This window comes from Desulfatiferula olefinivorans (assembly GCF_054657895.1).
The window spans coordinates 38,602-61,446 of sequence record NZ_BAAHXV010000014.1 but is presented as its reverse complement, the minus strand read 5'-3'; the positions used below and the strand labels follow the sequence as shown (position 1 = coordinate 61,446).

16 protein-coding genes and 1 tRNA gene are annotated in these 22,845 nt (G+C 56.1%); 8 read left to right on the top strand and 9 right to left on the bottom strand.

Annotated features, from left to right (window positions below):
• The first annotated feature begins 367 nt into the window (after nt 1-367).
• From ACYQ11_RS11690 to ACYQ11_RS11680, 3 genes are all read left to right on the top strand, one after another.
• The gene (locus ACYQ11_RS11690) at nt 368-943 is read left to right on the top strand and encodes an MltR family transcriptional regulator (RefSeq protein WP_459923966.1); all 576 of its coding nucleotides are present in this window, start codon (nt 368-370) and stop codon (nt 941-943) included.
• A 76-nt stretch (nt 944-1,019) separates the two neighbouring features.
• Nucleotides 1,020-2,627 (top strand): SIR2 family protein, encoded by a 1,608-nt coding sequence (locus tag ACYQ11_RS11685; RefSeq protein ID WP_459923965.1) that lies wholly within the window; start codon nt 1,020-1,022, stop codon nt 2,625-2,627.
• Nucleotides 2,624-3,049 carry a nucleoside 2-deoxyribosyltransferase gene (locus ACYQ11_RS11680; protein WP_459923964.1) on the top strand — a complete coding sequence of 142 codons (426 nt, stop codon included), beginning with the start codon at nt 2,624-2,626 and terminating at the stop codon, nt 3,047-3,049. Before ACYQ11_RS11685 ends, ACYQ11_RS11680 begins: the two co-directional genes overlap by 4 nt.
• A gap of 352 nt (nt 3,050-3,401) precedes the next feature.
• Here ACYQ11_RS11680 and ACYQ11_RS11675 read toward each other — a convergent pair whose 3' ends face one another.
• The 3 genes from ACYQ11_RS11675 to ACYQ11_RS11665 form a co-directional block, all read right to left on the bottom strand.
• Nucleotides 3,402-3,656 carry a Txe/YoeB family addiction module toxin gene (locus ACYQ11_RS11675; protein WP_459923963.1) on the bottom strand — a complete coding sequence of 85 codons (255 nt, stop codon included), beginning with the start codon at nt 3,654-3,656 and terminating at the stop codon, nt 3,402-3,404.
• Nucleotides 3,653-3,904, bottom strand: a complete 252-nt coding sequence (gene yefM, locus ACYQ11_RS11670; protein WP_459923962.1) for a YoeB-YefM toxin-antitoxin system antitoxin YefM — start codon at nt 3,902-3,904, stop codon at nt 3,653-3,655. Before yefM ends, ACYQ11_RS11675 begins: the two co-directional genes overlap by 4 nt.
• Nucleotides 3,905-4,141: 237 nt before the next feature.
• Nucleotides 4,142-4,217 (bottom strand) — tRNA-Thr (locus tag ACYQ11_RS11665).
• A gap of 251 nt (nt 4,218-4,468) precedes the next feature.
• On the opposite strand from ACYQ11_RS11665, the gene ACYQ11_RS11660 reads away from it, so the two are divergent.
• The 5 genes from ACYQ11_RS11660 to ACYQ11_RS11640 all read left to right on the top strand — a co-directional run bounded on the left by ACYQ11_RS11660 (nt 4,469) and on the right by ACYQ11_RS11640 (nt 12,707).
• Nucleotides 4,469-6,028, top strand: coding sequence for an ABC transporter substrate-binding protein (locus tag ACYQ11_RS11660; RefSeq protein WP_459923961.1), 1,560 nt, complete (start codon nt 4,469-4,471; stop codon nt 6,026-6,028).
• On the top strand, nt 6,025-9,168 hold the full coding sequence (locus ACYQ11_RS11655; protein WP_459923960.1) for a hybrid sensor histidine kinase/response regulator: 3,144 nt from the start codon (nt 6,025-6,027) through the stop codon (nt 9,166-9,168). The genes ACYQ11_RS11660 and ACYQ11_RS11655 overlap by 4 nt, the downstream gene beginning before the upstream one ends.
• Nucleotides 9,158-10,282: a hybrid sensor histidine kinase/response regulator gene (locus ACYQ11_RS11650; protein WP_459923959.1), complete on the top strand. Its 1,125-nt coding sequence runs from the start codon at nt 9,158-9,160 to the stop codon at nt 10,280-10,282. The genes ACYQ11_RS11655 and ACYQ11_RS11650 overlap by 11 nt, the downstream gene beginning before the upstream one ends.
• 3 nt (nt 10,283-10,285) lie before the next feature.
• Complete coding sequence (uvsE, locus tag ACYQ11_RS11645; protein ID WP_459923958.1) at nt 10,286-11,182, top strand: UV DNA damage repair endonuclease UvsE; 897 nt, start codon at nt 10,286-10,288, stop codon at nt 11,180-11,182.
• Between the two features lie 481 nt (nt 11,183-11,663).
• Complete coding sequence (locus ACYQ11_RS11640) at nt 11,664-12,707, top strand: START domain-containing protein (RefSeq protein ID WP_459923957.1); 1,044 nt, start codon at nt 11,664-11,666, stop codon at nt 12,705-12,707.
• A gap of 594 nt (nt 12,708-13,301) precedes the next feature.
• Here the strand turns inward: ACYQ11_RS11640 and ACYQ11_RS11635 are convergent.
• The 6 genes from ACYQ11_RS11635 to ACYQ11_RS11610 form a co-directional block, all read right to left on the bottom strand.
• A complete protein-coding gene (locus ACYQ11_RS11635) occupies nt 13,302-14,732 on the bottom strand; it encodes an efflux transporter outer membrane subunit (protein ID WP_459923956.1) in 1,431 nt (476 codons plus the stop codon).
• Nucleotides 14,733-14,763: 31 nt separating this feature from the next.
• Nucleotides 14,764-17,895 (bottom strand): efflux RND transporter permease subunit, encoded by a 3,132-nt coding sequence (locus tag ACYQ11_RS11630; RefSeq protein WP_459923955.1) that lies wholly within the window; start codon nt 17,893-17,895, stop codon nt 14,764-14,766.
• A gap of 12 nt (nt 17,896-17,907) precedes the next feature.
• Nucleotides 17,908-19,104 (bottom strand): efflux RND transporter periplasmic adaptor subunit, encoded by a 1,197-nt coding sequence (locus tag ACYQ11_RS11625; protein WP_459923954.1) that lies wholly within the window; start codon nt 19,102-19,104, stop codon nt 17,908-17,910.
• Nucleotides 19,105-19,180: 76 nt separating this feature from the next.
• Nucleotides 19,181-19,756, bottom strand: a complete 576-nt coding sequence (locus ACYQ11_RS11620) for a TetR/AcrR family transcriptional regulator (protein WP_459923953.1) — start codon at nt 19,754-19,756, stop codon at nt 19,181-19,183.
• 190 nt (nt 19,757-19,946) lie between these two features.
• On the bottom strand, nt 19,947-22,295 hold the full coding sequence (locus ACYQ11_RS11615) for a molybdopterin-dependent oxidoreductase (RefSeq protein ID WP_459923952.1): 2,349 nt from the start codon (nt 22,293-22,295) through the stop codon (nt 19,947-19,949).
• Nucleotides 22,292-22,729, bottom strand: a complete 438-nt coding sequence (locus ACYQ11_RS11610; protein WP_459923951.1) for a MarR family winged helix-turn-helix transcriptional regulator — start codon at nt 22,727-22,729, stop codon at nt 22,292-22,294. The genes ACYQ11_RS11615 and ACYQ11_RS11610 overlap by 4 nt, the downstream gene beginning before the upstream one ends.
• Between the last annotated feature and the right edge of the window lie 116 nt (nt 22,730-22,845).

Genomic DNA, 22,845 nt, shown 5'->3' with positions numbered 1-22,845 from the left:
ATCGTTAAGTTAATGACATTGGGATTTCACTTTTAATCCTGCAAGCAATAGGGGTGGGTTCACACGGTCAGTGCTTTTAGCAAAACAGGTGAGGGTCTGAAACACGTTTCTTGGTTCACGGCATTCGTCGGTGCAGCCGGTGATTCAGAAAACGTGTCCCGGGAATTAGCGGATCGTCCATGTTTTGGCCCGAATATTCGAATAGATGGAAAAGCGTTTGCTAAATCAGTTTGTTGGCAAACATGGAGAGTATCCGACCGTTTTTCCACGTTTGCCCCATTGATCGCGCAATACATGGAAAGCTGTTTATGACGTAGGAATAGATGGAAGATTATCATTTGTCAATACTGTAGCCCTAAGGGAATCAATGTTTGAAGAATATTTAGATAATCAATTTGAAGTAGTTGCGGAGTTTAGATCGGCTCTTGATTTAGAATCAGATCGTGGATGTGCTTTGCTTGCAATATCCTTTTTAGAAGAAGAATTGAAAATACTATTAAAGAAATGCTTGGTAGATACTCCGGAAGTTGATGAAAAGATTTTTTCATTTAATGGACCCCTTGGTACATTTTCTTCAAAAATAGAAATGGTTTTTTTACTTGGTAAAATTAGTAAAACAATAAAAGATGAACTGAATTTATTGCGAAAAATTAGAAACGATTTTGGACATAACCCAAAACCAATTCACTTCAACACCCATCCCATAAACGAACGTTGTAATTCATTGAAAGGATCATGGAAGAAACAGTCATCAAGTCCACGCCAGCATTTCACCGCCTCAGTATGTAGTGTTTTAGCAGTTTTGCATGCGGTAGCGTTCGTTACAAAACATCCTTATAAGCTTGATTTCGAATTTCCATTCAGTGAGATTAAAGAAGAATATGAAGAAAAAATAATGGAAATATCTAAATTAATTAAAAATATTGTGAATATTAAGGGCTAACAATTGGGTTCAGGTGACGCTTTCCGCTGAGCTCCAAGTGCCACTGACCCAGGCGTATTTTCTATGAGGCAATTTTATGTCGTTTTTAACTGAAAATATAAGGCTTATTCTCCACTTGAGGCAACGTCTTCATCGGGATAACATGCTAGGCCTATGTCTTGGGGCAGGGGTAAGTACAGATTTTCAATTTCCGACGTGGGTAGAGCTTATTAAAAGGATTGCAGAGAATGAGAAAATACAAGGTACACGTCTATTAGAAGTTTCTCAAAGCCTGACATCCCAGGCTCAGTTCCTTTTTCAAAAATACAAGCAATCTTTGGAAGCCCATGGCAAGTCAGGTGATGATGTGGTTGATTATCGTCGCGCCTCGTTCGGATTTCTCGATATCGTTCATAAATGCCTTTATAGAGATGCCATTGTTGAAGATTTGGAACTCCAAGCCCACCCATATCTCTGGGATTTGCTTCCGTTAATTAAACAATCAACGATGACAGTTAACTACAACTTTGATGATAGCATTGAACGAATGCTATATCTTTTTAATGAACAGGTGGAGCCTGGAGTAGATGATAAAGGCTTTGAGGTAGTTTGGCTTCCGTCCACTCAATTTCGTCGTAATAGAGGTGTTATCTATCACCCAAATGGTTTTTTGCCGCTACGAAAAACAGACGGATTTAGCGATAATATAGTTTTCCTCGAACAAGAATATGCTGATCAGTTGATTGATGTGGGGGGCGGGCATTATTCGTGCTTGCTCAATCACATGTCCAAGACCACACTTCTATTTCTTGGGTTATCATTACACGATACGACACTTAAGCATCTTTTGAGGATTTCAGCGCGAAACGCCCCCGGGTCTTTTCATTATTATATCCATTGGTGTAATGAAGGGAAACCTTCGATCGAGGAACAGAAAGCTATAGTCGACGCTAATTTTTCGATTTACAATCTTGTAACTTTGTTTTTAACCACAGAGCAGATCAAAGCCCTCGTTAAGTATGTAATGATGGATCAAGATACATTCGATTCCCAATGCGACGATGAACCTAAGGGTGTCAACACAATCTTTCGTTACTACATTACTGGTGCTGTAGGCTCAGGTAAAACCACTGCCATAGAACAGATCAGAAGCATTGATAGCTATGACGAGTGGGTGGATCGAAAGCACCCACTTCTACCGAAACCACATCAGGAACTTAGTCCAGATCAACGCAGTGGTATTGATATTTGGATAAATCAACAATTTCGAAAGAAAAACCGTCGGATCAGCAAGGCATCTCATGGTATCAGTGTGATTGACCGTAGCCCATTAGACCCACTTTATTTCATTGCTGAAAGTAGCTCATGCAGCAAGAGAGCCGGTGAATTGATAGCGGCCATGGTTCCAGAAAATAGTCCAATTAAAGAAATTGCACCAGGGCATCTAATAGTCTTAATCTGCAACGAGTCTGTTTTGAAAACGCGATTGGCAAATCGCCACAAAACATACACTTCGGAACTTCTTGAGCAGCAACAGAATATTTTAAAAGATTTTTGGAAAGATTCTGAGACTACAGTGATTGATACAACAAACCTTACTATACGAGAAATGGTGGGCCGAATTTTATCAGAAATATTATTTGCAGAATATAGAGAACTAAATTTCCAATTGATTTGCAAATCCTTGCAGGATTGTACGTTATGAAAATTTATATAGCATCCCCATTATTTAGTCCTATGGAGAGAGCATTTAATCTGCAGCTTTGTGAAGTTTTGGAGCCATATTTTCAGGTGTATTTGCCTCAACGAGACGGAATACTTATTGAGGATGAAATTACGAGCCTTAATTGTGCTAAAGAATCCGCTATTCGACAGGCGTTTCAAGAAGATATAGCTGCCATACAAACCTCAGATTTCATGCTCGCAGTATTGGACGGCAGGGTGCCAGATGAAGGCGTATGTGTCGAATTAGGGTATGCAAAAGCCATAGGCATTCATATTATCGGCTTCAAATCAGATGCCCGTATTGCTCTACCTTGGGGGCACAATCCAATAATTGAAGGTTGTATTGACTTTTGGGTGTCGGATCTGACGAAGCTTAAACTATGGGCGGAAAGAGTGCTTTAGAATAGCAGATCGATTTCAGCAACCATTTTTTGCTCGTGCATAGATAAATCCGAATCGTCGGAATAAGAGAGATCTTTGAAATTCGATAGAGTCAGACCAGTGTCAAAACTTTATTCTTGACAAATGGCCGGGGTTCACCAGCCCCTGAAAAAATATAGGCTCGGCTTTCCGGTTCTCACTTTCAACGTCACATTGTGGTCAGGGGAACCGGATTTTTGTCTGGCCGGACCATCGTCAAACGCGGCGGATGTCTTCAGTCGCCGCACGGTCGATGAGCGCGAATCGTTCAGCCCCGGTTTCCCGGCGGCGGGGTCGATGGTTTCAAGGGTGCTGAATGAAGAGGAAATTCGTTTCAATAGTGGTATCTGAGTTGTGCAATTTCAATTGCATTTTCAGAGGCTTTGTAGATAAAGCGGTGTTCGTCGGTTATTCGTCGGGACCAATACCCGGAAAGAGCATGTTTTAAAGGCTCAGGTTTACCCATGCCTTCAAACGGGTTACGCATTGTATCTGTGATCAGGTTGTTGATACGGCGTAAAATGTGTTTGTCGGTTTTTTGCCAAAAGAGGTAATCGTCCCAGGCGTGGTCCGAAAAAATGAGCTTCAATCGATAAGCTCCTTTTCATGCCCCTTCCCATTTTCCAATTGGGCTATTGACTCTAAAAGACGTTGTGCATTTTTCGGTGATCGCAAAAGATATGCCGTTTCTTCAAGCGATTCATAGTCTTCAAGCGACATGATAACAACAGAATGTGATGATTTGCGTGTCACGATAATGGGCGAACGGTCATTGCAGACCTTGTCCATTGTTTTTGCAAGGTTTTGCCTTGCAGCCGTATAGGATATAGCTTCCATTTCAGTTCCTCCTGTACAGTTTATTGTACGTGCTTATAGTGAATTGTCAAGCACGAATGATGAACTCGTAAAACGTCATCAGAGTCCTGCAAAGAAAAACGTTCGAGTTTACGGCGTCGTGAATCCCTATGGAATGAGGGTTACTTAGGGTACGCCGCTATACCGATTTGCCCCGGTTTTCAGCCCTTCAAAGCAAAAGGGGTTTCAGGCGGAACGCCTGAAACCCCTTTGTTTTCGTGGAGCCGATGGGCGGATTCGAACCGCCGGCTTGCTGATTACGAATCAGCTACTCTACCAGCTGAGTTACATCGGCAAATTTGTGTAATCCATTACAGTGCTTTCGGATCAAAATCAAGGGAAAAATCGAGTCGGCCGTGAAAGCCGGCCGCTTCGCACGATGCCTCTTCGGAGAATGAGCGATTGATATCAGGTGACGGTTCTGCTACATTCTTATAAACAAAACAGATTCCGTAAAGACTCCAATCGTGTGTTCATAAAATCATCGTCCTTAGGACCGTTGACCTGACATCCTGTCAGGCCTGGTCGCAAGCGGAGGGAAAGCGGATGCCCGGATGTTTAACCCGGTTTTCCATCGGGCCCTTAATGGTGTGTGCCTTTGCCCTGATCACGGCGTCTCTGTGCCGGGCCGGGACGGGTGCGGATCTGTCGGTCTGCCTGCCCAGGGCCGTGCAATCGCTGGACCCCACCGACCATCGCAGCCGTGAAAGCCAGATCGTGATCAAGGCGATGTTTGACAGCCTGACAACCCGGGATGCCGCGCTGGCCGTGAGGCCCCTTCTGGCGGAGTCGTTCACGGCCCTCAATGCCAACGAGTGGGAGGTTCGCCTGAAACCGAATGTGAGGTTTCACAACGGCGATGCGCTGACCGCCCGGGATGTCCGGTTCACCTTTCACAGGGTGATCGACACCGGGGCCATCGACGGCCGCACCTCGCCCCGGAAAGACCTGTTTTCCCCCCTTGCGGAGGTTCGGGTTATCGATGATTTGACGGTCCGGTTCATCACGCGAACGCCCTGGCCCGTTCTGCCGCTGATGCTGTCCCTTCAGGAAATCGTTCCCGAGGCCTATCTGACCGCCGTTGGGACGGTGGCCTTTGGTGACGCTCCGGTTGGGACCGGTCCCTTTCGATTTGTGGAAAAGAGGGCGGACCAGACCCTCATTCTCGAACGGTTTGACGGGTATGTCCTCGCCGGCCCGGCCGATGCCGGGACGGATCACATCCCCGTCTCGCGCCTGACCATCACGGCCGAGTCCGATATGATCCGTAGAATGGCCCTGCTCAAACGGGGCGAAACGGATATCATCTCCGAGGTCCCGGTGGAGTCGTTGACCATGCTCGTCATGAACCCGGAGATCGAGGTGATGGCCCGCCCCGCGTCACGCAGCTGTTTTGCGGAATTGAACTGCCGGAAGCCGCCCTTTGACGATCGTCGGGTCAGGCTGGCCATGAATTACGCCATGGACCGACGGATGATTGTCGATACCCTGGTTCAGGGCCGGGGAAAGGCCCTGGCCACGGTCCTGCCTCCCCAAACCTCCTGCCGGGCCGCGGATCTGCACCCCTATCCCTATCTGCCGGAACGGGCCCGGGCCCTGCTTCATGAGGCGGGGTTTCCCGATAATTACCGGGTGTCGATCTGGTGCGAAAAGAATCACCAACCCTTCGCCGGGGTCATCGCCATGTATCTGTCCCGGTGCGGTGTGCCGTCCCGGGTTGTCACGGCCAACCGGAAAGAGGGCCTCGACGCCATGAGAAGGCTTTCGGCCGATATCCTGGTGTCGTCCTGGGGCAACGCCACCTTCGACCCCATGGATATTCTGTGGCCCAAATTCAAGAGGGGCGGCCGGGGAAACTATTCGGGATATGCAAACTCTGAGGCGGATAATCTTCTGGTCCGGGCGGAATCGTCTTCGGACACGGCGCAGCGGACGTCCTTTTATGAGGCGGTTCAACGTATCGTGTATCACGATGTTCCCATGATTTTCGGCTATGCGGCCGAAGAATTCTACGCGACCAGGTCCCGGGTCAAAGGTTTCAATCCCTCGCCCACGGGCATGCTCGAGCTCCAGACCGTTCGTGTCGACCCGGGAGGATCGCGATGATCAAACGGGGCCTGCTGTTCCGAAACCGCAGCTTCACTTTCAAATTCACCCTGCTGTCCACGATTCCCGTCCTGATCGCCGCCCTGTCCATTTCCTTTTTTCTGGTCCGGTCCTTCGAGCGGTCCCTGGTCGATGCCCAGGTGGACCGGATCACCAAAAACGCCTCACTGACCGCTCTGTCCATGTCCAGCCCCTATGTGCTCTACAACAAGAGTCTGCTTGACGGGTTTGTGGACAGCCTGGCCAAGGAGAAGGATATCCGCTATGTGCTGGTGATCGACTACAACGATCGGCGAATCCTGTCTCACAGCGACCACGGGCATGACGGCGAGCAGATGGTTACGGATTCGCCGGGGCAGGGGGGCGGGGGACAGCTTCGCTCGCTGGACGGTCCGGCCTTTGAAGCGGTGGAGTACATCAGGTTGGGCGGAGAGCTTTACGGCGCCCTGAAAATCGGGTTTGACATGAAACGGGTTCGCCGTGAAATTGCCGCCATGAAACGGAACATGGCCGGAATTGTGTTAGCCACGGTTCTGTTCAGTGTGCTTGTCTCCCATCTGCTGGCCCGCGTGGTGGCCCGGCCGATTCTGGACCTGGCCCGGCACGCCGAGGCCATCTCCGAGGGCAATCTTGATGTTAAGATCCGTTATGAAAGCGCCGACGCCATCGGCAAGCTGGCCAGGTCGTTTCAGGTCATGGCCCTGGAGCTTCGCAAACGGATCAGTGAAATCAGGGAATGGAACCAGACGCTGGAACAGCGGGTCCAGGAACGCACCCGGGAACTGGAAGATGCCCAGACGGCCATGATGGCCCTGGTCGAAGACCTGAATGCCTCCAACCGGGAGGTCGAGGCACAGAAAGCCCGGGCCGAGTCGGCCAATCGGGCGAAAAGTCAGTTTCTGGCCAACATGAGCCATGAAATCCGAACGCCGATGAACGCCATCGTGGGGCTGACCTACCTGGTCAAGCAGACCGAACTCAGCAGCCGGCAGTTCGATTACCTGACCAAGATCGACTCTGCGGCCCAGGGACTTCTGGGCGTGATCAACGACATTCTGGATTTTTCAAAGATCGAGGCCGGTCAGCTGACCATGGAATCGGTGCCGTTTTATCTGGACGATGTGCTGGACAAGGTGTCGAACGTCACGGCTTTCAATGCCGATGAAAAGGGCCTGGAACTGATTTTCGACACCCGTGAGAACGTGCCCCTTGAACTGGTGGGGGACCCCTTGCGCCTGGCGCAGATTTTGGTCAATCTGGTGGGAAACGCCGTGAAATTCACCGAACAGGGCGAGGTGCTGGTGCGCGTGGGTCTCGTTCACACGGACGATCAGGCCGCGCGGCTGAAATTTTCGGTCAGTGATTCCGGTATCGGCATGGAACCGGAGCATCTTGACCGGCTGTTCAAGGCCTTTTCCCAGGCCGATACCTCCACCACGCGCAAATACGGCGGCACCGGGCTGGGCCTTGTGATCTGCAAACGGCTGGTGGGCATGATGGGCGGCGATATCACGGTTTCAAGCGAACCGGGAAAGGGCAGCACCTTTTCCTTTGAGGCCGATTTCGGACGCCATGCCGGAAAGCGTTCAAACGTCACCTTGATGGCCGACGACTTCAAGGGCATGCGCGCCCTCGTGGTGGATGACAGTCCTACAGCCCGAAAGGCCCTCAAGCGGATTCTGGAATCCTTTCACATGACGGTGGATACGGCGGAATCGGGTCGACGCGCTCTGGAGATACTCGAGGCGGGTGACCGCAAAGGAAAGGTTTATGACCTGATTCTGACGGACTGGCGGATGCCCATGATGGACGGCATCGAAACGGCCCGGCAGATCAAACGGCGTCAGGAAAGTTCCAAAGTCCCGGTGATGATCATGGTGACGGCCTACGGACGGGAAGATGTCCTGAACCAGGCGGAAGCCATCGGGCTGGACGGATTTATCACCAAGCCCGTTTCCCCGTCGTCCCTGCTGGATTCGATCATGGACGCCTTTGGCAAGGGCTCCGAAGACAGGGCCCCGCGGGTTCGTGATACCCTGAGTCACGACAAGGGTCTGGACCGCATTGCCGGGTCGCGGATTCTTCTGGCCGAAGACAACGAGGTCAATCAGCAGGTGGCAACCGAACTGCTCGAATCGGTGGGCCTTGAGGTCGTGTGCGCCTCCCATGGGCGTGAGGTGCTTAAGCGTATGGAAGACCAGCAGTTTGACGCTATTTTAATGGATATCCAGATGCCGGAGATGGACGGGTTTGAAACCACCCTGGCCATTCGGAAGCGGGAGGGTGAAACGGATTCCCGGCCCGTACCCATCATCGCCCTGACCGCCCATGCCATGCAGGGCGACCGGGAAAAAAGTCTTCAGGTCGGGATGAGCGACCATTTGACCAAGCCACTCGATCCGGAAAAACTGTTCGAGAGCCTGGTCCGCTGGATCACCCCGAAAAACGACCATTCCCTAAGGCAGGAGGCCAAGCGGCGGAAACATGCAGGCGAGCATGGAAAGGTGCTTTGCCCCTCATCGCTTCCCGGAATCGACTACACCCGGGCCCTGGCCCGTGTGGGCGGCAGGCATGAAACCTTTGTACGGCTGGCCCGATCCTTCGTCGATCAGCAGAAGGATGCGGCTGCAGGAATCAAAGCGGCACTGGATGACGGCGATACCGACAGGGCCCGCGCCCTCTGCCACAGCCTCAAGGGGGTTGCCGGAAATCTCGGAGCCGTTGATCTCAGCGCGGCGGCGGACCGGCTGGGCCGGGCGATCAGAGAGAATCGGGCGGAGCGGTGGGAACATTTGCTGGAAGAGGCAGGCCGTCTTCTGGACCGGGTGACAGGCCTGTTCCAGGACTTTCATGATGAGCCGGTGCGCGGGGGCGCCCGGTCCGCCGGCCCGGATCATAAGGATTCCGTCGGCCTTGCCGGGGCGCTTGAGGACATGAGAGCGCTGATTGAGGCGAAAAACTACCGGGCGGCCAAACAGATGGCCGTGCTTTATGACCTGGCCGGCACGGCGCGGACCAAAGCGGCTCTGGACGATCTGGAACGGTGTATCCGCTCCTTTGATTTCAACGGCGCCCGTGCGGTCGTCGATACGCTTTTGAACGATCAACCAACAACCAACGAGGACAAACATGATCAATGACACACCCCGAAAACCCTGTGTGCTGGTGGTGGACGACATGTCCGCCAATGTTCAGGTCCTGGCCGAAGCACTCGTCGAGGATCACGACGTCAAGGTGGCCCTTTCGGGTCAGGAAGCTTTGGATATCGTGTTTTCCGACGATCCCCCGGACCTGATCCTGCTGGACATCATCATGCCGGGGATGGACGGGTACGAGGTCTGCCGCCGTTTGAAGCACGATGAGCGAAGCCGGGAAATCCCCGTGATCTTCGTTACGATCATGGATGAAATGGACGATGAAACCCGGGGATTCGATGTGGGCGGGGTCGATTACATCACCAAACCCATCTGCGTGCCCATTGTCCGGGCCAGGGTCAAGGCCCAGCTTGAATTGAAACGAAACCGCGAGGAACTCAAGGAACAGAACCGGATCCTCAAGGAAAACCTTCGCCTGCGGGAAGATGTCGAAAGTATTGTCCGTCACGACCTGAAGACCCCCCTCAGTGTCTTTCTCTGGGCCGTGGACCTTCTGTCCATGGACCCGGACATCAATGAAACCCAGCAGCGGGCGCTCCATTTGATGAAACAGGCCACCCATACGATGACCCAGACCCTGAACAGCGCCATCAACGTGATCAAGATGGAACGGGGGGAATACATGCTCAACCCCGCCAACGTGGATATCATCGAACTTTTGCACCAGATCCTGTCGGACATGTACGGGCTCATGGCCGCCAAGCACCTGAACTGTCACATCTACATGAATGGCGGCTCTCCCGGTCCGGGCGATACGTTTATACTCAGCGGCGAGCGGATTCTTTTCTACACCATGCTGGCCAACCTCCTGAAAAACGCCATGGAAGCCTCCGACGAATGCGGGACCATCACGATCCGTCTCGACGACGGCGCCCGGAAAACCATCCGGATTCAGAATTCCGGCTGTATCCCGGAAAGCATCCGGGAGGTGTTTTTCGAAAAATACATCACCTCCAACAAAAAACTGGGCACCGGCCTTGGAACCTACTCGGCCCGGTTGATGGCCAAAACCCAGAAAGGGGACATCTCGTTCACCACATCCGAGGCCGAGGGAACCACCGTGACGGTGTCCTTTCCGAACGCCGGCGCGTCGAGGTGATCCGTGATCCGACTGGGTCTGTGCTGCCTCTTCTCAAAGGAACCCATTACCTTTCGGCGGACCACCGCCGCGTTTTTGTCGTCCAAAAAAAGGCCCGACCAGCTGGCCCGGCTTTCCGAATTGTGCGCCCACAACGCCGCATCGCTGATGGACGCTCTGTCTTTTTGTCATGCCCACGACATCGGGGCCTTTCGGGTGAACAGTCAGATCTTTCCGCTAAAAACCCACCCTGAGCTGGGCTACGACCTGGACGATCTGCCCGGTGCGTCCCTGATCCGCACGCGGCTTGACGCCTGCCGGGTGTTCGCGGCGACCCGCGACATCCGTCTGACCCTTCATCCGGACCAGTTCGTGCTTCTGTCGTCCCCCCATGACGAAGTGACCCGCAAATCCCTGGATGAACTGATCTACCAGGCCGAATTTGCCGAGCTCGCAGGAGCCGACGTGATCAATCTCCACGGCGGGGGCGCTTACGGTGACAAACCCGCCGCCCTTGACCGTCTTCGGAAAACCGTCGACACCCTGGATGACCGGGTCCGGTCCCGTTTGACCCTGGAAAACGATGACCGGGTTTACACGCCGGCCGATCTTCTGCCGGTCTGCCGCGACCTGAAAATTCCGCTGGTCTACGATGTCCATCATCACCGCTGCCTGCCCGACGGCCTGTCCGAAGAAGAGGCCACCGATCTGGCCCTTGAAACCTGGGGACGGGAGCCCCTGTTTCATCTGTCGAGCCCGCTGGGAACCTGGACCTCGGCCCAGCCCCGAAAGCATGACGATTTCATCGATATCAGGGATTTTCCGTCCTGCTGGAGGAACCTTGATCTCACCGTGGACGTGGAAGCCAAGGCCAAGGAAATCGCCGTGCTTCGTCTTGCCCGGGACCTGACGGCTTCGTAAAACGTTCGATTTAGCGCTAAAGCTTCACTTCGTGTCTGCGTTGCGCTTTGCCCATCCAGCGGGCGACACAAGGTAGGATGGGCAAAGCGCAGCGTGCCCATCAGTGTCTTAAGTTAATGACATTGACTGCGGCGGGTTCGTTTATTTCTTTTTAGGTGCCTGTATTCATGACGATTTTTATCCGTCACCCAAATATATTTTACGATCATAAAAAATTCTTGCAATCTCCTGTGGCCTGGCATATGGTTTAACCATTGCTTTCCGAACGATCTATCCAGTTGTCTGAAAATGTTTTTTAACGTTGGTGTTTTTCCGGAGAGGTTCGACCGCGATGAACCGGTTTTCGTGAGACTGAGCCCCTGTTCCGTCTGCGCCAGTTTCGCACATTCGTTTTCGTCAGAGGCGCCCGGAACGTTCTTCGGTCTGTGCCGACGCGGGATGTCGCCCCGAGTCACCGTCAACACAAAGGAAAGGTGAGGCTATGGTCAAAGCATTCATGGTGTCTGCCGCCCTGTGCGGTTTTGTATTCATCCTCCCGGCCTATTCGGCCACCGCGCCGGAGCCCTGGGAACTGATTCGCGATACGGACGGAATTTCCACCTATACCCAGTCGGTTGAGGGCTCCGATTATGACGCCTTCAAGGCCGTGACCACCCTGCCGGTGAACATGGCCCAGGTGGGGGCCGTGTTCAGGGACATCGCCGCCTATCCCCAATGGATGGCCAACGTGTCCGAGGCCGTCATTTTGAAACGCTACAACGAAAACGACATGGATCTTTATTTCGTGCTGAATTTCCCCTGGCCCACCCATGACCGGGATACGGTTCTGGCCAGCCGGACCACGGTTGACCCGGTCACCGGAAGGGTCAATATCGTCACGACGGACATTCCGGATGCGAACGTTCCTGAAAAAGAAGGGCTGGTGCGCATACCCCGCCTGGTCCAGACCTTTACCATGGATTACGTGGATGTGAATCTCACCGAGGTGTCCTATTCGGTTCACATGAATGCCGGGGGTAAGCTCCCGGTGGCCGCCGTGCAGATGGATCTTAAAAAAGCCCCGTCGAAATCGCTGAACAATCTGAAAACCTTCGTGCTTCAGGATACCTACATGGCCGCCGATCCCATGGACGATGTGAATATCGGAATCACCAAAACCATCCTGGGCCTGAACCTCAAAAAATACAACATCAACGACACCCTGATCAAACGGATTCTGGACGATCGGGACGCCATCGCCCGGCTGGTGGCCAACGGGCATTCCCCCGAGTCCCGGAAGAAAAACATCGCCATTATTGCCGGTGTCTATCTTCGTACCCCTGAATTTGCCGCCCTGATGGACAAGATCGACGCCGCAGGCCTTCTGCCCCGGTTGATGGCCAACGATGTGCTTCTGGACCAGCTGAGCCAAAACCCGATGTTCACCGATATCATCATGACCTCGGCCATGAAGGGGTACAGGGATGGCGGCACGGACGGCGACGCCATGGCCCAGGCCCTTCACATGATCCGTGACGGTTTGTAGGGGCTATAAATTGCGACAAAATGAGAACGTGATGGGCACGGCTTCGCCTTTGCCCATCCTACAACCTCTCATATGACGGCGCGTTAGCTGTAGGATGGGCAAAGCGTGCGTGCCCATCAGATTCACAATCGCGGTCTCAATGAGTATATTTTTGTGGGGGTGAATCAGGGATTGCAGGGCAATCGAATGTGCCAAGGTTATGCCGCGGATTTCGATGAGCTGTACTGTGTGACATGCGAAGGTATGTCCGGCTTTTCTCCTTTGTGCCTCTGTGAGAGCGATTAAACCAGCGTCTTCGAAGGGGACGGTCTATGTGATTTCTCACGGAGACACAAAGGCACAAAGAGGGTGGCGTGTGCTCAGGCGGTGTATTTCTTTCCGGCTTTGATGGCTTGTTTAAGTCGACAGGATTGATCTGAGATCAATCCACCGAGATTTTCACGGGGGCCATTTTTGCTTTTCTTCGTGGCCCTTCGTGAACTTCAGTGAGCGCAGCGAGCGGGTGGTCAATAAATACCTGGCTTTTCCCCAAGGGAGTGATTGACGACAAAGGCCCGATCCGGGAGGATCGGGCCTTTTTTTATTTTTGGTCCGCTACAGGGCTCCGCCGCCCATAACCTTGTACAGGGTGACCCGGTTGGCCAGCCTGAGCAGGCGGATGTTGATCAGGTTCTGTTGTGCGCTGTACAGAGACCGTTGAGCGTCGAGCACGCTCAGGTAACTGTCCAGGCCTTTTTGATAGCGGATGTCGGACAAACGGTAGCTCTCTTCCGTGGCGGCCGTCAGCGCGTCCTGGGCCTTGATCTGATCATCGATCGTTCCCCGGCTTGCCAGGGCGTCGGCAACTTCGCGGAAGGCAACCTGAATGGCTTTTTCGTAATCGGCCACGGCGATGTCCCGGTCAACTTTGGCCGCCTCCAGGTTGGCCTTGTTGCGACCTCCGGTGAACAGGGGGATGGAGATCTGGGGCATGAAACTCCAGACCGTGCCTTCGTCAAACAGGTTGTCCAGCTCACGGCTGGCCACGCCGAAGGTTCCGGTGAGGGTGATTCTCGGGAAAAAAGCGGCTCGGGCCGCGCCGATGTTGGCATTGACGGACTTGAGCCTGCGTTCCGCCGCCAGGATGTCCGGACGGCTGAGAAGGACCGACGAGGGCAGGGCGGGGCTCACGTCCTTGAGCAGCAGGGCGTCCCGGTCCACGGCGCTGAGGCTTTCCGGAAGAAGGGCATCGGGCACCGGGCCGCCGACCAGAAGGGTCAGCATGTTGTGGTCCCGGGCCACCTGTCCCGTGTACCGTGCCATGTCCAGCCGTGCCGCTTCCACGCGGGTCCTTGCCTGGTGAAGGTCCAGTTCCGACGAGGCCCCCAGATCGTATCGCCGTTTGATCATGTCGTAGGATGCCTGTTGGGCGTCGAAGGTGTCGCTTGCCAGTTTCAGGCGTTCCCGGTTCCCGGCCAGCGTCAGCCAGGCCCCGGCCACCTCGGAAATCAGGGCGATCCGGGCACCGATTTGTGCCTGTTCCGTGGCCAGATATTGTTCCAGGGCCTTTGACTTCAGGCTTTTGATGCGTCCGAAGAGATCCAGCTCATAGGCGCTGATGCCCACATTCAGACTGTGCTGCCGGCTGATGTTGGATGATCCGGACGGAGACAGGCTCTCGGAAATCCGCTGGGACGACGCGGCGGCATTGCCGCTCACGGTGGGCCAGTGCTCGGAACCCTGGATCTTGTAAAGCGCCCGCATTTTTTCGATGGTGAGGGTGGCGACTTTGAGGTCCCGGTTGTTTTCAAGGGCCAGGGTGATCACCTGTTGCAGGGAGTCGTGGAGGAAGAAGTCTTTCCAGGGCATCCCGGCGGCTTCCCCGGCCGTATTCCCGGGGTCGACGGACGGATAGGCCTCGCCCCGGGGCCAGGCTTCCGGCACCGGCAGTTCGGGCCGGTTGTAGGTGGGGGCCATGCTGCACCCGGCCGAAAGCAGCGACACGGTGACGGTCAGGGCGATCAGGGTTTTACGTCTGTTGTTCATATCGTTCATACCTCCGGGCCGGATGCGGCCGTCATGACTGATGATCTGTCTTTTTCATCTTGAAGATGTTTCGGATGATCACAAAGAATATCGGAACATAGAAAATGGCCAGGAAGGTGGCGGACAGCATGCCGCCCATTACGCCGGTTCCAATGGCGTTCTGGCTTCCGGACCCGGCGCCTTTGGCCAGCACCAGGGGCAGAACCCCCAGGGTAAAGGCCAGGGAGGTCATCAGGATCGGGCGAAGCCGGAGCCGGACCGCTTCCAGGGTTGCCTCGATCAGGCCCACGCCCGCTTCCATCTGTTCCTTGGCAAATTCGACGATCAAAATGGCGTTTTTCGCCGACAGGCCGATGGTGGTCAGAAGACCCACCTGGAAATACACGTCGTTGGACAGGCCCCGCATGGTGGCGGCCACCAGGGCGCCGATGATGCCGAGGGGAACCACCAGCATGACCGAGAAGGGGATGGCCCAGCTCTCGTAAAGGGCCGCCAGACACAGAAAGACCACCAGAAGGGAGATGGCGTAGAGCGCCGGAGCCTGGGAACCGGACATCTTTTCCTGATAGGACAGGCCGGTCCATTCATAGCCGATGCCCGTCGGCAGCTTGGACGCCATTTCCTCCATGGCGTCCATGGCGTCGCCGGAACTGCGTCCCGGCGACGCCTCGCCCAGGATTTCACGGGAGGGCAGGCCGTTGAACCGCTCGAGCCGGGGAGATCCGTAGGTCCACTCTGCCGTGGCGAACGACGAAAAGGGAACCATGTCGCCGGAGGCGTTGCGCACGTGCCAGGTGGTGATGTCGGCAGGGTTCATGCGATAGTCCGCCTCGGACATCACGTACACCTTCTTGACCCGTCCCTTGTCGATGAAGTCGTTGACGTAAGACCCAGCCCAGGCCGTGGTCAGGGTGTCGTTGATTTCGGCGATGGAAAGACCCAAAGCCCGGGCCTTGTGATAATCGATATCGAGACGGTACTGGGGCGTGTCCTCCATCCCGTTGGGACGGACGGCCACGACCCGGGGATCCTGGGCCGCCATGCCAAGGAGCATGTTCCGGGCTTCCATGAGTTTTTCATGGCCCAAACCTGCCCGGTCCTGGAGCTGAAGGTCGAAGCCCATGGCCTGTCCCAGTTCCACCACCGCAGGGGGCGGAAAGGCGTAGATGTTGGCGTCCTTGATCCGGGACAGGGCGCCCATGGCCTTGCCCGCCACGGCCTTGGCTTTGAGTCCCGGATCCTCACGGAGCTTCCAGTCCCGGAGCTGGATAAAGGCCATCCCCGCGTTCTGGCTCCGGCCGGCAAAGCTGAAGCCGGCGATGGTGAACAGGGATTTGACAGCATCCTCCTGCTCGACGAGGAAATGGTGTTCCATTTGTTTGAGCACGTCACGGGTGCGTTCCTGGGTCGCCCCCACGGGAAGCTGGACCAGTGCGAAAAGCAGCCCCTGGTCTTCATCGGGCAGGTAGGCCGTGGGCATGCGCACAAACAGGTAGCCCAGAAGGGCGATGACGCCCAGATAAATCACAAGATAACGCCCTGTTGCCTGAAGGAGTTTGCCCACCGATGTCTGGTAGAGAGTACTGCTTTTGTCGAACCAGCGGTTGAACCGGACGAAGAAAAAGGACAGGGGGCCGTTTTCTGCGGGTTTATGGCCTTTGGCCACCGGCTTGAGCATGGTGGCGCAGAGTGCCGGGGTGAGAATCAGGGCCACCACCACGGACAGGGTCATGGCCGAGACGATGGTGATGGAGAACTGGCGGTAAATAACACCGGTGGACCCGCCGAAAAAGGCCATGGGAACGAACACCGCCGACAGGACCAGGCCGATGCCGATCAGCGCGCCGGTGATCTGGGTCATGGATTTTCGGGTGGCCTCCCGGGGGGACAGGCCTTCTTCGCTCATGATACGTTCCACGTTTTCCACCACGACGATGGCGTCGTCGACCAGAAGCCCGATGGCCAGAACCATGGCGAACATGGTCAGGGTGTTGATGGAAAACCCGCATGCCGAAAGCGTGGCAAAGGTTCCCAGTAGAACGACCGGTACGGCGATGGTGGGAATGAGCGTGGCCCTGAAATTCTGGAGAAACAGGTACATGACCAGAAACACCAGGATGATGGCTTCACACAGGGTTTTCACCACCTCCTCGATGGACAGCCGGACAAAAGGGGTGGTGTCGTAAGGAAAGACCACCTTCATGCCCGTGGGGAAAAATTCCGACAGTTCGGTGAGTTTTGCCTTGACGATATCCGCCGTGTCGAGGGCGTTGGCGCCCGAGGCCAGCTTGATGGCCATGCCCGCTGCGGGTTTCCCGTTGAACTGGGCCACGGCGTCGTAGTTCTCGCTGCCCAGTTCGATCCGGGCCACATCGGACAGATGGACCGTCGAGCCGTCGGCGTTCACTTTGAGAAGAATGGCTCCGAACTGTTCAGGCGTCTGAAGCAGGCTCTGGGCCGTGATGGTGGCGTTCAGCCCCTGGCCTTCGACGGCCGGGGTTCCGCCAAGTTGCCCGGCGGACACCTGGACGTTCTGGGACCTGATGGCGGCCTTGACGTCACCGGGAATCAGGTTGTAGCTTTTCAGCTTCACCGGATCGATCCAGATGCGCATGGCGTACTGGGAACCGAACAGGGTGACATCCCCCACACCGGGAAGCCGGCTGACGATGTCCTGAACGTTGGCGGCCACGTAGTCGGCAAGGTCGTAGCGGCCCATGCTGCCGTCTTCGGAGACGAAGCCGACGACCATCAGGAAGTTACGGGTCGATTTGGCGACCACGATGCCCAGTTCCTGAACGATCTGGGGCAAAAGGGGCGTTGCGAGCTGGAGCTTGTTCTGGACCTGGACCTGGGCGATGTCCGGATCGGTCCCGGCTGCAAAGGTCAGGGTGATGGAGACGGTCCCGGCGCTGTCGCTGGTCGAAGTAATGTAGTTCAGGTTGTCGATCCCGTTCATCTTCTGTTCGATGATCTGGGTGACCGTGTTCTCAAGGGTCTGGGCCGACGCTCCGGGGTAGGTGGCCGAGATGCTGATTTCCGGCGGGGCGATGGCCGGGTACTGGGACACCGGCAGCGTCGTGATGGCCAGGGCCCCGGCAAGCATGATGATGATGGCGATAACCCAGGCAAAGATGGGCCGGTCGATAAAAAAATGGGACATGATGCTTCTCCTCTATTTCTCGGCGCCTGATACGTTCGATTGGGCGGTGTCGCTCTTGCCGGTGAAGGGAACGGTTTTCGCCGCGGCCCCGGGCCTGACCTTCTGAAGTCCTTCGACGATGACACGGTCGCCTTCCGTCAGACCGTCCTTGATCAGCCAGCGGGTGCCCACGGCCCGGTCGATGGTCAGCAGCCGGCTTTCAACGAGGCCCTTGTCGTTCACCACCAGGGCTTCGGGCTGTCCTTTGGTGTTTCGCGTCACGCAGCGCTGGGGTACCAGGACGGCGTTTTCATTGACGCCTTCCTCGACCAGGGCCCGGACGAACATGCCGGGCAGAAGGGTCAGCTCGGGGTTGGGAAACACGGAGCGGAGGATCACCGATCCCGTGCCGGTGTCCACGGTGACATCGGAAAATTTCAGAACGCCCGGCAGGTCGTAGACGCTGCCGTCTTCAAGCATCAGCCGGACACCGGCTTCGTTGACGCCGGTTCGGGTCAGAAGGCCGTTGGCCAAACTCTGTTTCATCTTGAGCATCTCGGTGCTGGACTGGGTCACATCCACGTATACCGGATCGAGCTTCTGGATGACGGCCAGGGCCTGTGCCTGGAAACCGGTGACCAGAGCGCCGGTGGTGACGGAGGATTTGCCGATCCGTCCCGTGATGGGCGCCTTGACCCGTGTGTAGGCCAGGTTGATCCGGGCCCTCTCCACGGCGGCTTTGGCGGAAAGAAGGTCGGCTTCCGCCTTTTTGGCCGCCGCGTCCGCATCGTCGTATTCCTGCCTGCTGATGGCGTTGGCCGCCACCAGTTCCCGGTAGCGTTCGGCTTTGGATCGTGCCGGAGGGAGGATGGCCTCGGCCCGGGCCAGGGAGGCTTTGGCGCTTTCGTAGTCGGCTTTGTAGATGGACGGGTCGATCTGATACAGCACATCGCCTTCACCGACTTCCGACCCTTCGGTGAACAGAACCTGCTGGATGATGCCGCCCACCTGGGGACGGACTTCCGCCACCAGGAAGGCCGAAACCCGTCCGGACAGTTCGTTGACGATGGTCACTTTTTCCGGCCGGATGTCGATGACCGACACTTCCGGAGCCGGTCGGCCGCCCTGGGCGGGATTGCCGGCCTTATCCTTTCCACAGGACGGCAGGGCAAGAACCGCCGCGGCGCAAACCAGGGCGGAGATGATGTCGATGATTCGTTTTGTCTGCATGATACACCTTTTCTTTCGATTCCGTGGTTGTGGTCGCATGGGCTGATCCTTATACGGGAATGATCGTTCATTCCCGTTATATGCGTATGCTGTCCCAACAGGCCGAAACGATGGTTTCGGCCAGGGTCTCGTCCAGGATGACGAAGCCCGTGTGATGATCCTTGACCGCCCAGAAGATCGGTGCAAACGCCAGGTCAAAGAAGATCGGCAGGGGGACCGGTTTGATTACCTGCTGTGTCATCCCGCGATGATAAAGGTCGTGACCGAAGTCGAACACCCCGGAGTCGATATTCAGTTTCCGTTTGCGAAATTCGACCCCGTAGGGGGAGTTGTGGAATTGCTCCATATACCGGAATTCCACAGGATTGTCGAGAAGGTAGACGATGATTCCCTTGCCGATGTGAAAAAAACATTCCCGGATCGGTCGGGCCTTGCCGTACTCCTTGAGCAGAAAGTGCTGGAACTGTTGATGGACCATGTCGTTGACCGCCATGATCAGCACCTCCCGGCTTTCGAAGTGCCGGTAGATGGTTCCGGCGCCGACCCCGGCCTTTTCGGCGATGGACGCCATGGGAGCGCCGTGAAATCCTTCCTCGGACAGAAGGGTCAGGGCTGCCTTCAGAATGTCGTCACGTTTGTCGGTTTTGCACATTAGAAACCTCCGTGCGGAATGAACGTTCACTCGGATTTAAAGCAAGACGGGAATCAAGTCAAGGATTTTTTTGAACGGGGCCGAACCGAGGGTGAAAGGCGGATGAAAGCCTATGACGTCTTGCGTGTTCCGGACCGGTGAAAAGCGCCGGCCCGCCTTGTTCACGGCGGGCCGGCCAGGGGTTTGATGATCACCCTTCTATTTTTTCCACCCGGCAGGGCACATAGCGGTGGAGGGGGGTGGCGGCGAATCGGTCCCGGTGGGTGTTTCGGGTCAGGCGGTTCACGTTGACGCCGAACATTTCGCCCCGGTATTTCAGGCCGAACCCGTGGGGCAGGATCACCTGACCCTTTCGGGCGTCGTCGGTGACTTCCAGCTCGATGGGTTCGGAGGCCGCCTCGGTGGTGATGCGGACCGTTTCCCCGTCCGCAAGGTGAAGGGCCTTGGCGTCGTCGGGGTGCATGGCAAGGGTGCAGGCGCGTCTGCCTTTGTTCCAGTCCGGCTTGCGCATCAGGGTGTTGGCGTTGTTGGGCGTATGGCGTCCGGCACAGAGAACCAGGGGGAAGGCCGGGTCCGGGGAAAGGGCCCGGTTTTCCGCCTCGGGCGTGATTTCGTTCATCCACTCGTCCATTTCGGGAATGTGGATATGGATCTTTCCGTCGTCGGTCCGGATCTCGTTCATATTGTTGTCGAAATCCGCCTTGCCGATCCAGAGGCCCTGGGGATGATCGAGGATGGTCCGGAACATGGATTCGGCCCAGGCCACCTTGGGAGAGAGCAGGGCGACGGGGGCCAGGCTGCGGTAGCGGATCATCCCGGCCATAGCCGTGACGATCCGGACGGGGTTGAGGGCGGTTTTCCATGAGGGCGGCAGGCCCAGGCCGACCCGGGCGGCATTGTCCGTCACCTGCTTCGTGGCGCCGAGCATCAGTCCGTACAGGGCCGCCTTGTTGCCCGAGTCCATGGCCCGGCCCAGGGTCCGGGAAAGAATCATCGGCAGGACCCGTTGGGCTTTTTTGTTTTTGGCCGCATAGGAGAAGAGGGCGGCGGTGAAGGTTTGAAGATCCTTGCGGGCCGCTTTTTTCAGACTGTCCGGAATGGGCGGGATCAGCCCGGCGGCATCGGCGATGCCCGTGAGGATTTCTCCGGCTTCCAGCTTTTCTCCGTCGGCTTCGACCACGGGGTGCCGCATCTGAAAAAAGACCTCGGGATAGGTCCAGGGGAAAAACGTTCCGTCAAAGGATTCGTATCCGGACCTCGACGGCAGCACGTAATCGGACAGCTCGGCGGTTTCGGTCATGGCCAGTTCGATGGTGACCACCAGGTCCAGCTTTTTGAAGGCTTCTTCGTAGGCCGTGGTGTCGGCATAGGACCGAAGGGGGTTGGATGAGGAAATGATCAGCGCCCGCAACCGTTCGGGGTGATCGGACAGCACCTCTTCGGGCAGTACGTTGGGCGGAAAGGCCCCGTTCAGGGCGGGAAATCCGGTCGTGACCGTGCGCCAGGTTTTGGCCTCCCTCTCGTCGGTGTGGGAACCCAGGGGCACGAGCCCGCCGGGGATGATATTCCCGCCCGGCACACAGGCCCGTCCGCACACGGCGGCGAGAATCATATAAAGGTAGCTTGAAAGGGTGCTGTGACGGTTCATGTACACGCCAAGATCGAAATGCATGCACCATTTCCGCACGGCCAGAAGACGGCACAGATCTCTGACCGCCGTTTCATCGACCTCACAGACCGCAAGGGCCCGGGTCACGTCGACTGTGTCGAACCAGGGCCGGATCAGCTCAAAACCGTTGACATGCTCGTTGATGAAGGCGTTGTTTTCAAGCCCTTCCTGAAGAATCACGGCGATCATGGCCCGGGCCAGAAGGGCGTCGGTCCCGGGGCGCAGGGGCAGGTGGATGTTGGCGAGCCGGGCCGTTTCCGACAGACGGGGGTCGATGATGGCCAGAATCTTGTCCGGATTGCCTGAAAACTCTTTGAGAACCAGGGGGGCCCGGGGCATCTGGTGGCTGGCCATGCCGTTCCATCCGATGCCGAGAATCATGTCGGCGTGTTCCTCATCGGGAATCCAGAACCGGTTCTGGCGGCCCGTCATGCGTCCGCAGGCCCAGAAATAGCCGGTGAGTTCCTGGGCCAGGGCGTTGTAAGTGTACCGGGACCCCAGCCCCTTGAGCAGGGTCATGCCGAAGGCGGCCTCGAAATGGCAGCCCTGGCCGCCGCCGCCCATGTAGGCCATGGATGTGGGGCCGTGCTCGTCAACGATGGCCCGGAGGCGCCCGCCGATTTCCGAATAGGCCTGGTCCCAGGAAATGGGAACGAACCCTTCGGGGGTTTTCTTGAGGGGGCGGGTCAGGCGGTCGGCGTGATGCTGGTGATTGGCGATGTTCATGCCCTTGCGGCAGGCATAGCCCCGGCTTCGGGGGTTGTCCTTGTCCGGCCTGACCTTGACGATGGTGTTGTTCTCCACCTGGACCTCAAGTCCGCAGTTCTGGGCGCACAGAACACAGGCGGTTTTCCTGAATGGCGTGGTCATGGGGCCTCCTTTGTCGAATAAATGTCGATGATGGTGTCGAAAAAACGATGGATGGTATCGATCTCCCGGTCGTTGAAATGCGTGGTCAGCTCACGGTTGAAGGCCTTGACCAGGGGCAGGGCCTTTTCTGCCGCGGACCGTCCCGCGTCGGTCAGATAGAGGTGGACCGCCCGTCCGTCCGACTCGGACATCTGTTTGCGTATCAGTCCGTTTTTTTCCATGCGTTCACTCAAGGTGGTGATAGCCGACTTGTTCTGGCGCAGCTCCAGGCTCAAGTCCTTGAGCAGGCACCCGTCGTTGCCGAGCAGATAAAAAAGCGCCCCGACCTGGCCGATGGGTACCCCCAGGGCCTGTATCATTTCCCGATCCGCATGCTTCATCAGAAGTCGCTGACAAAGATTCAGCTTGAAAAAAATCCGTTTGTCACCCACCATCGTTCGGCCGTCTCCCTGAAATTGTTTATATGTGAACTATGTAGTCGGCATGTGTACTTTTTGTCAACCCCTTTTCGGCGAAAACAGCATCGCAGGCAATAATTCTGCCAAGCGTG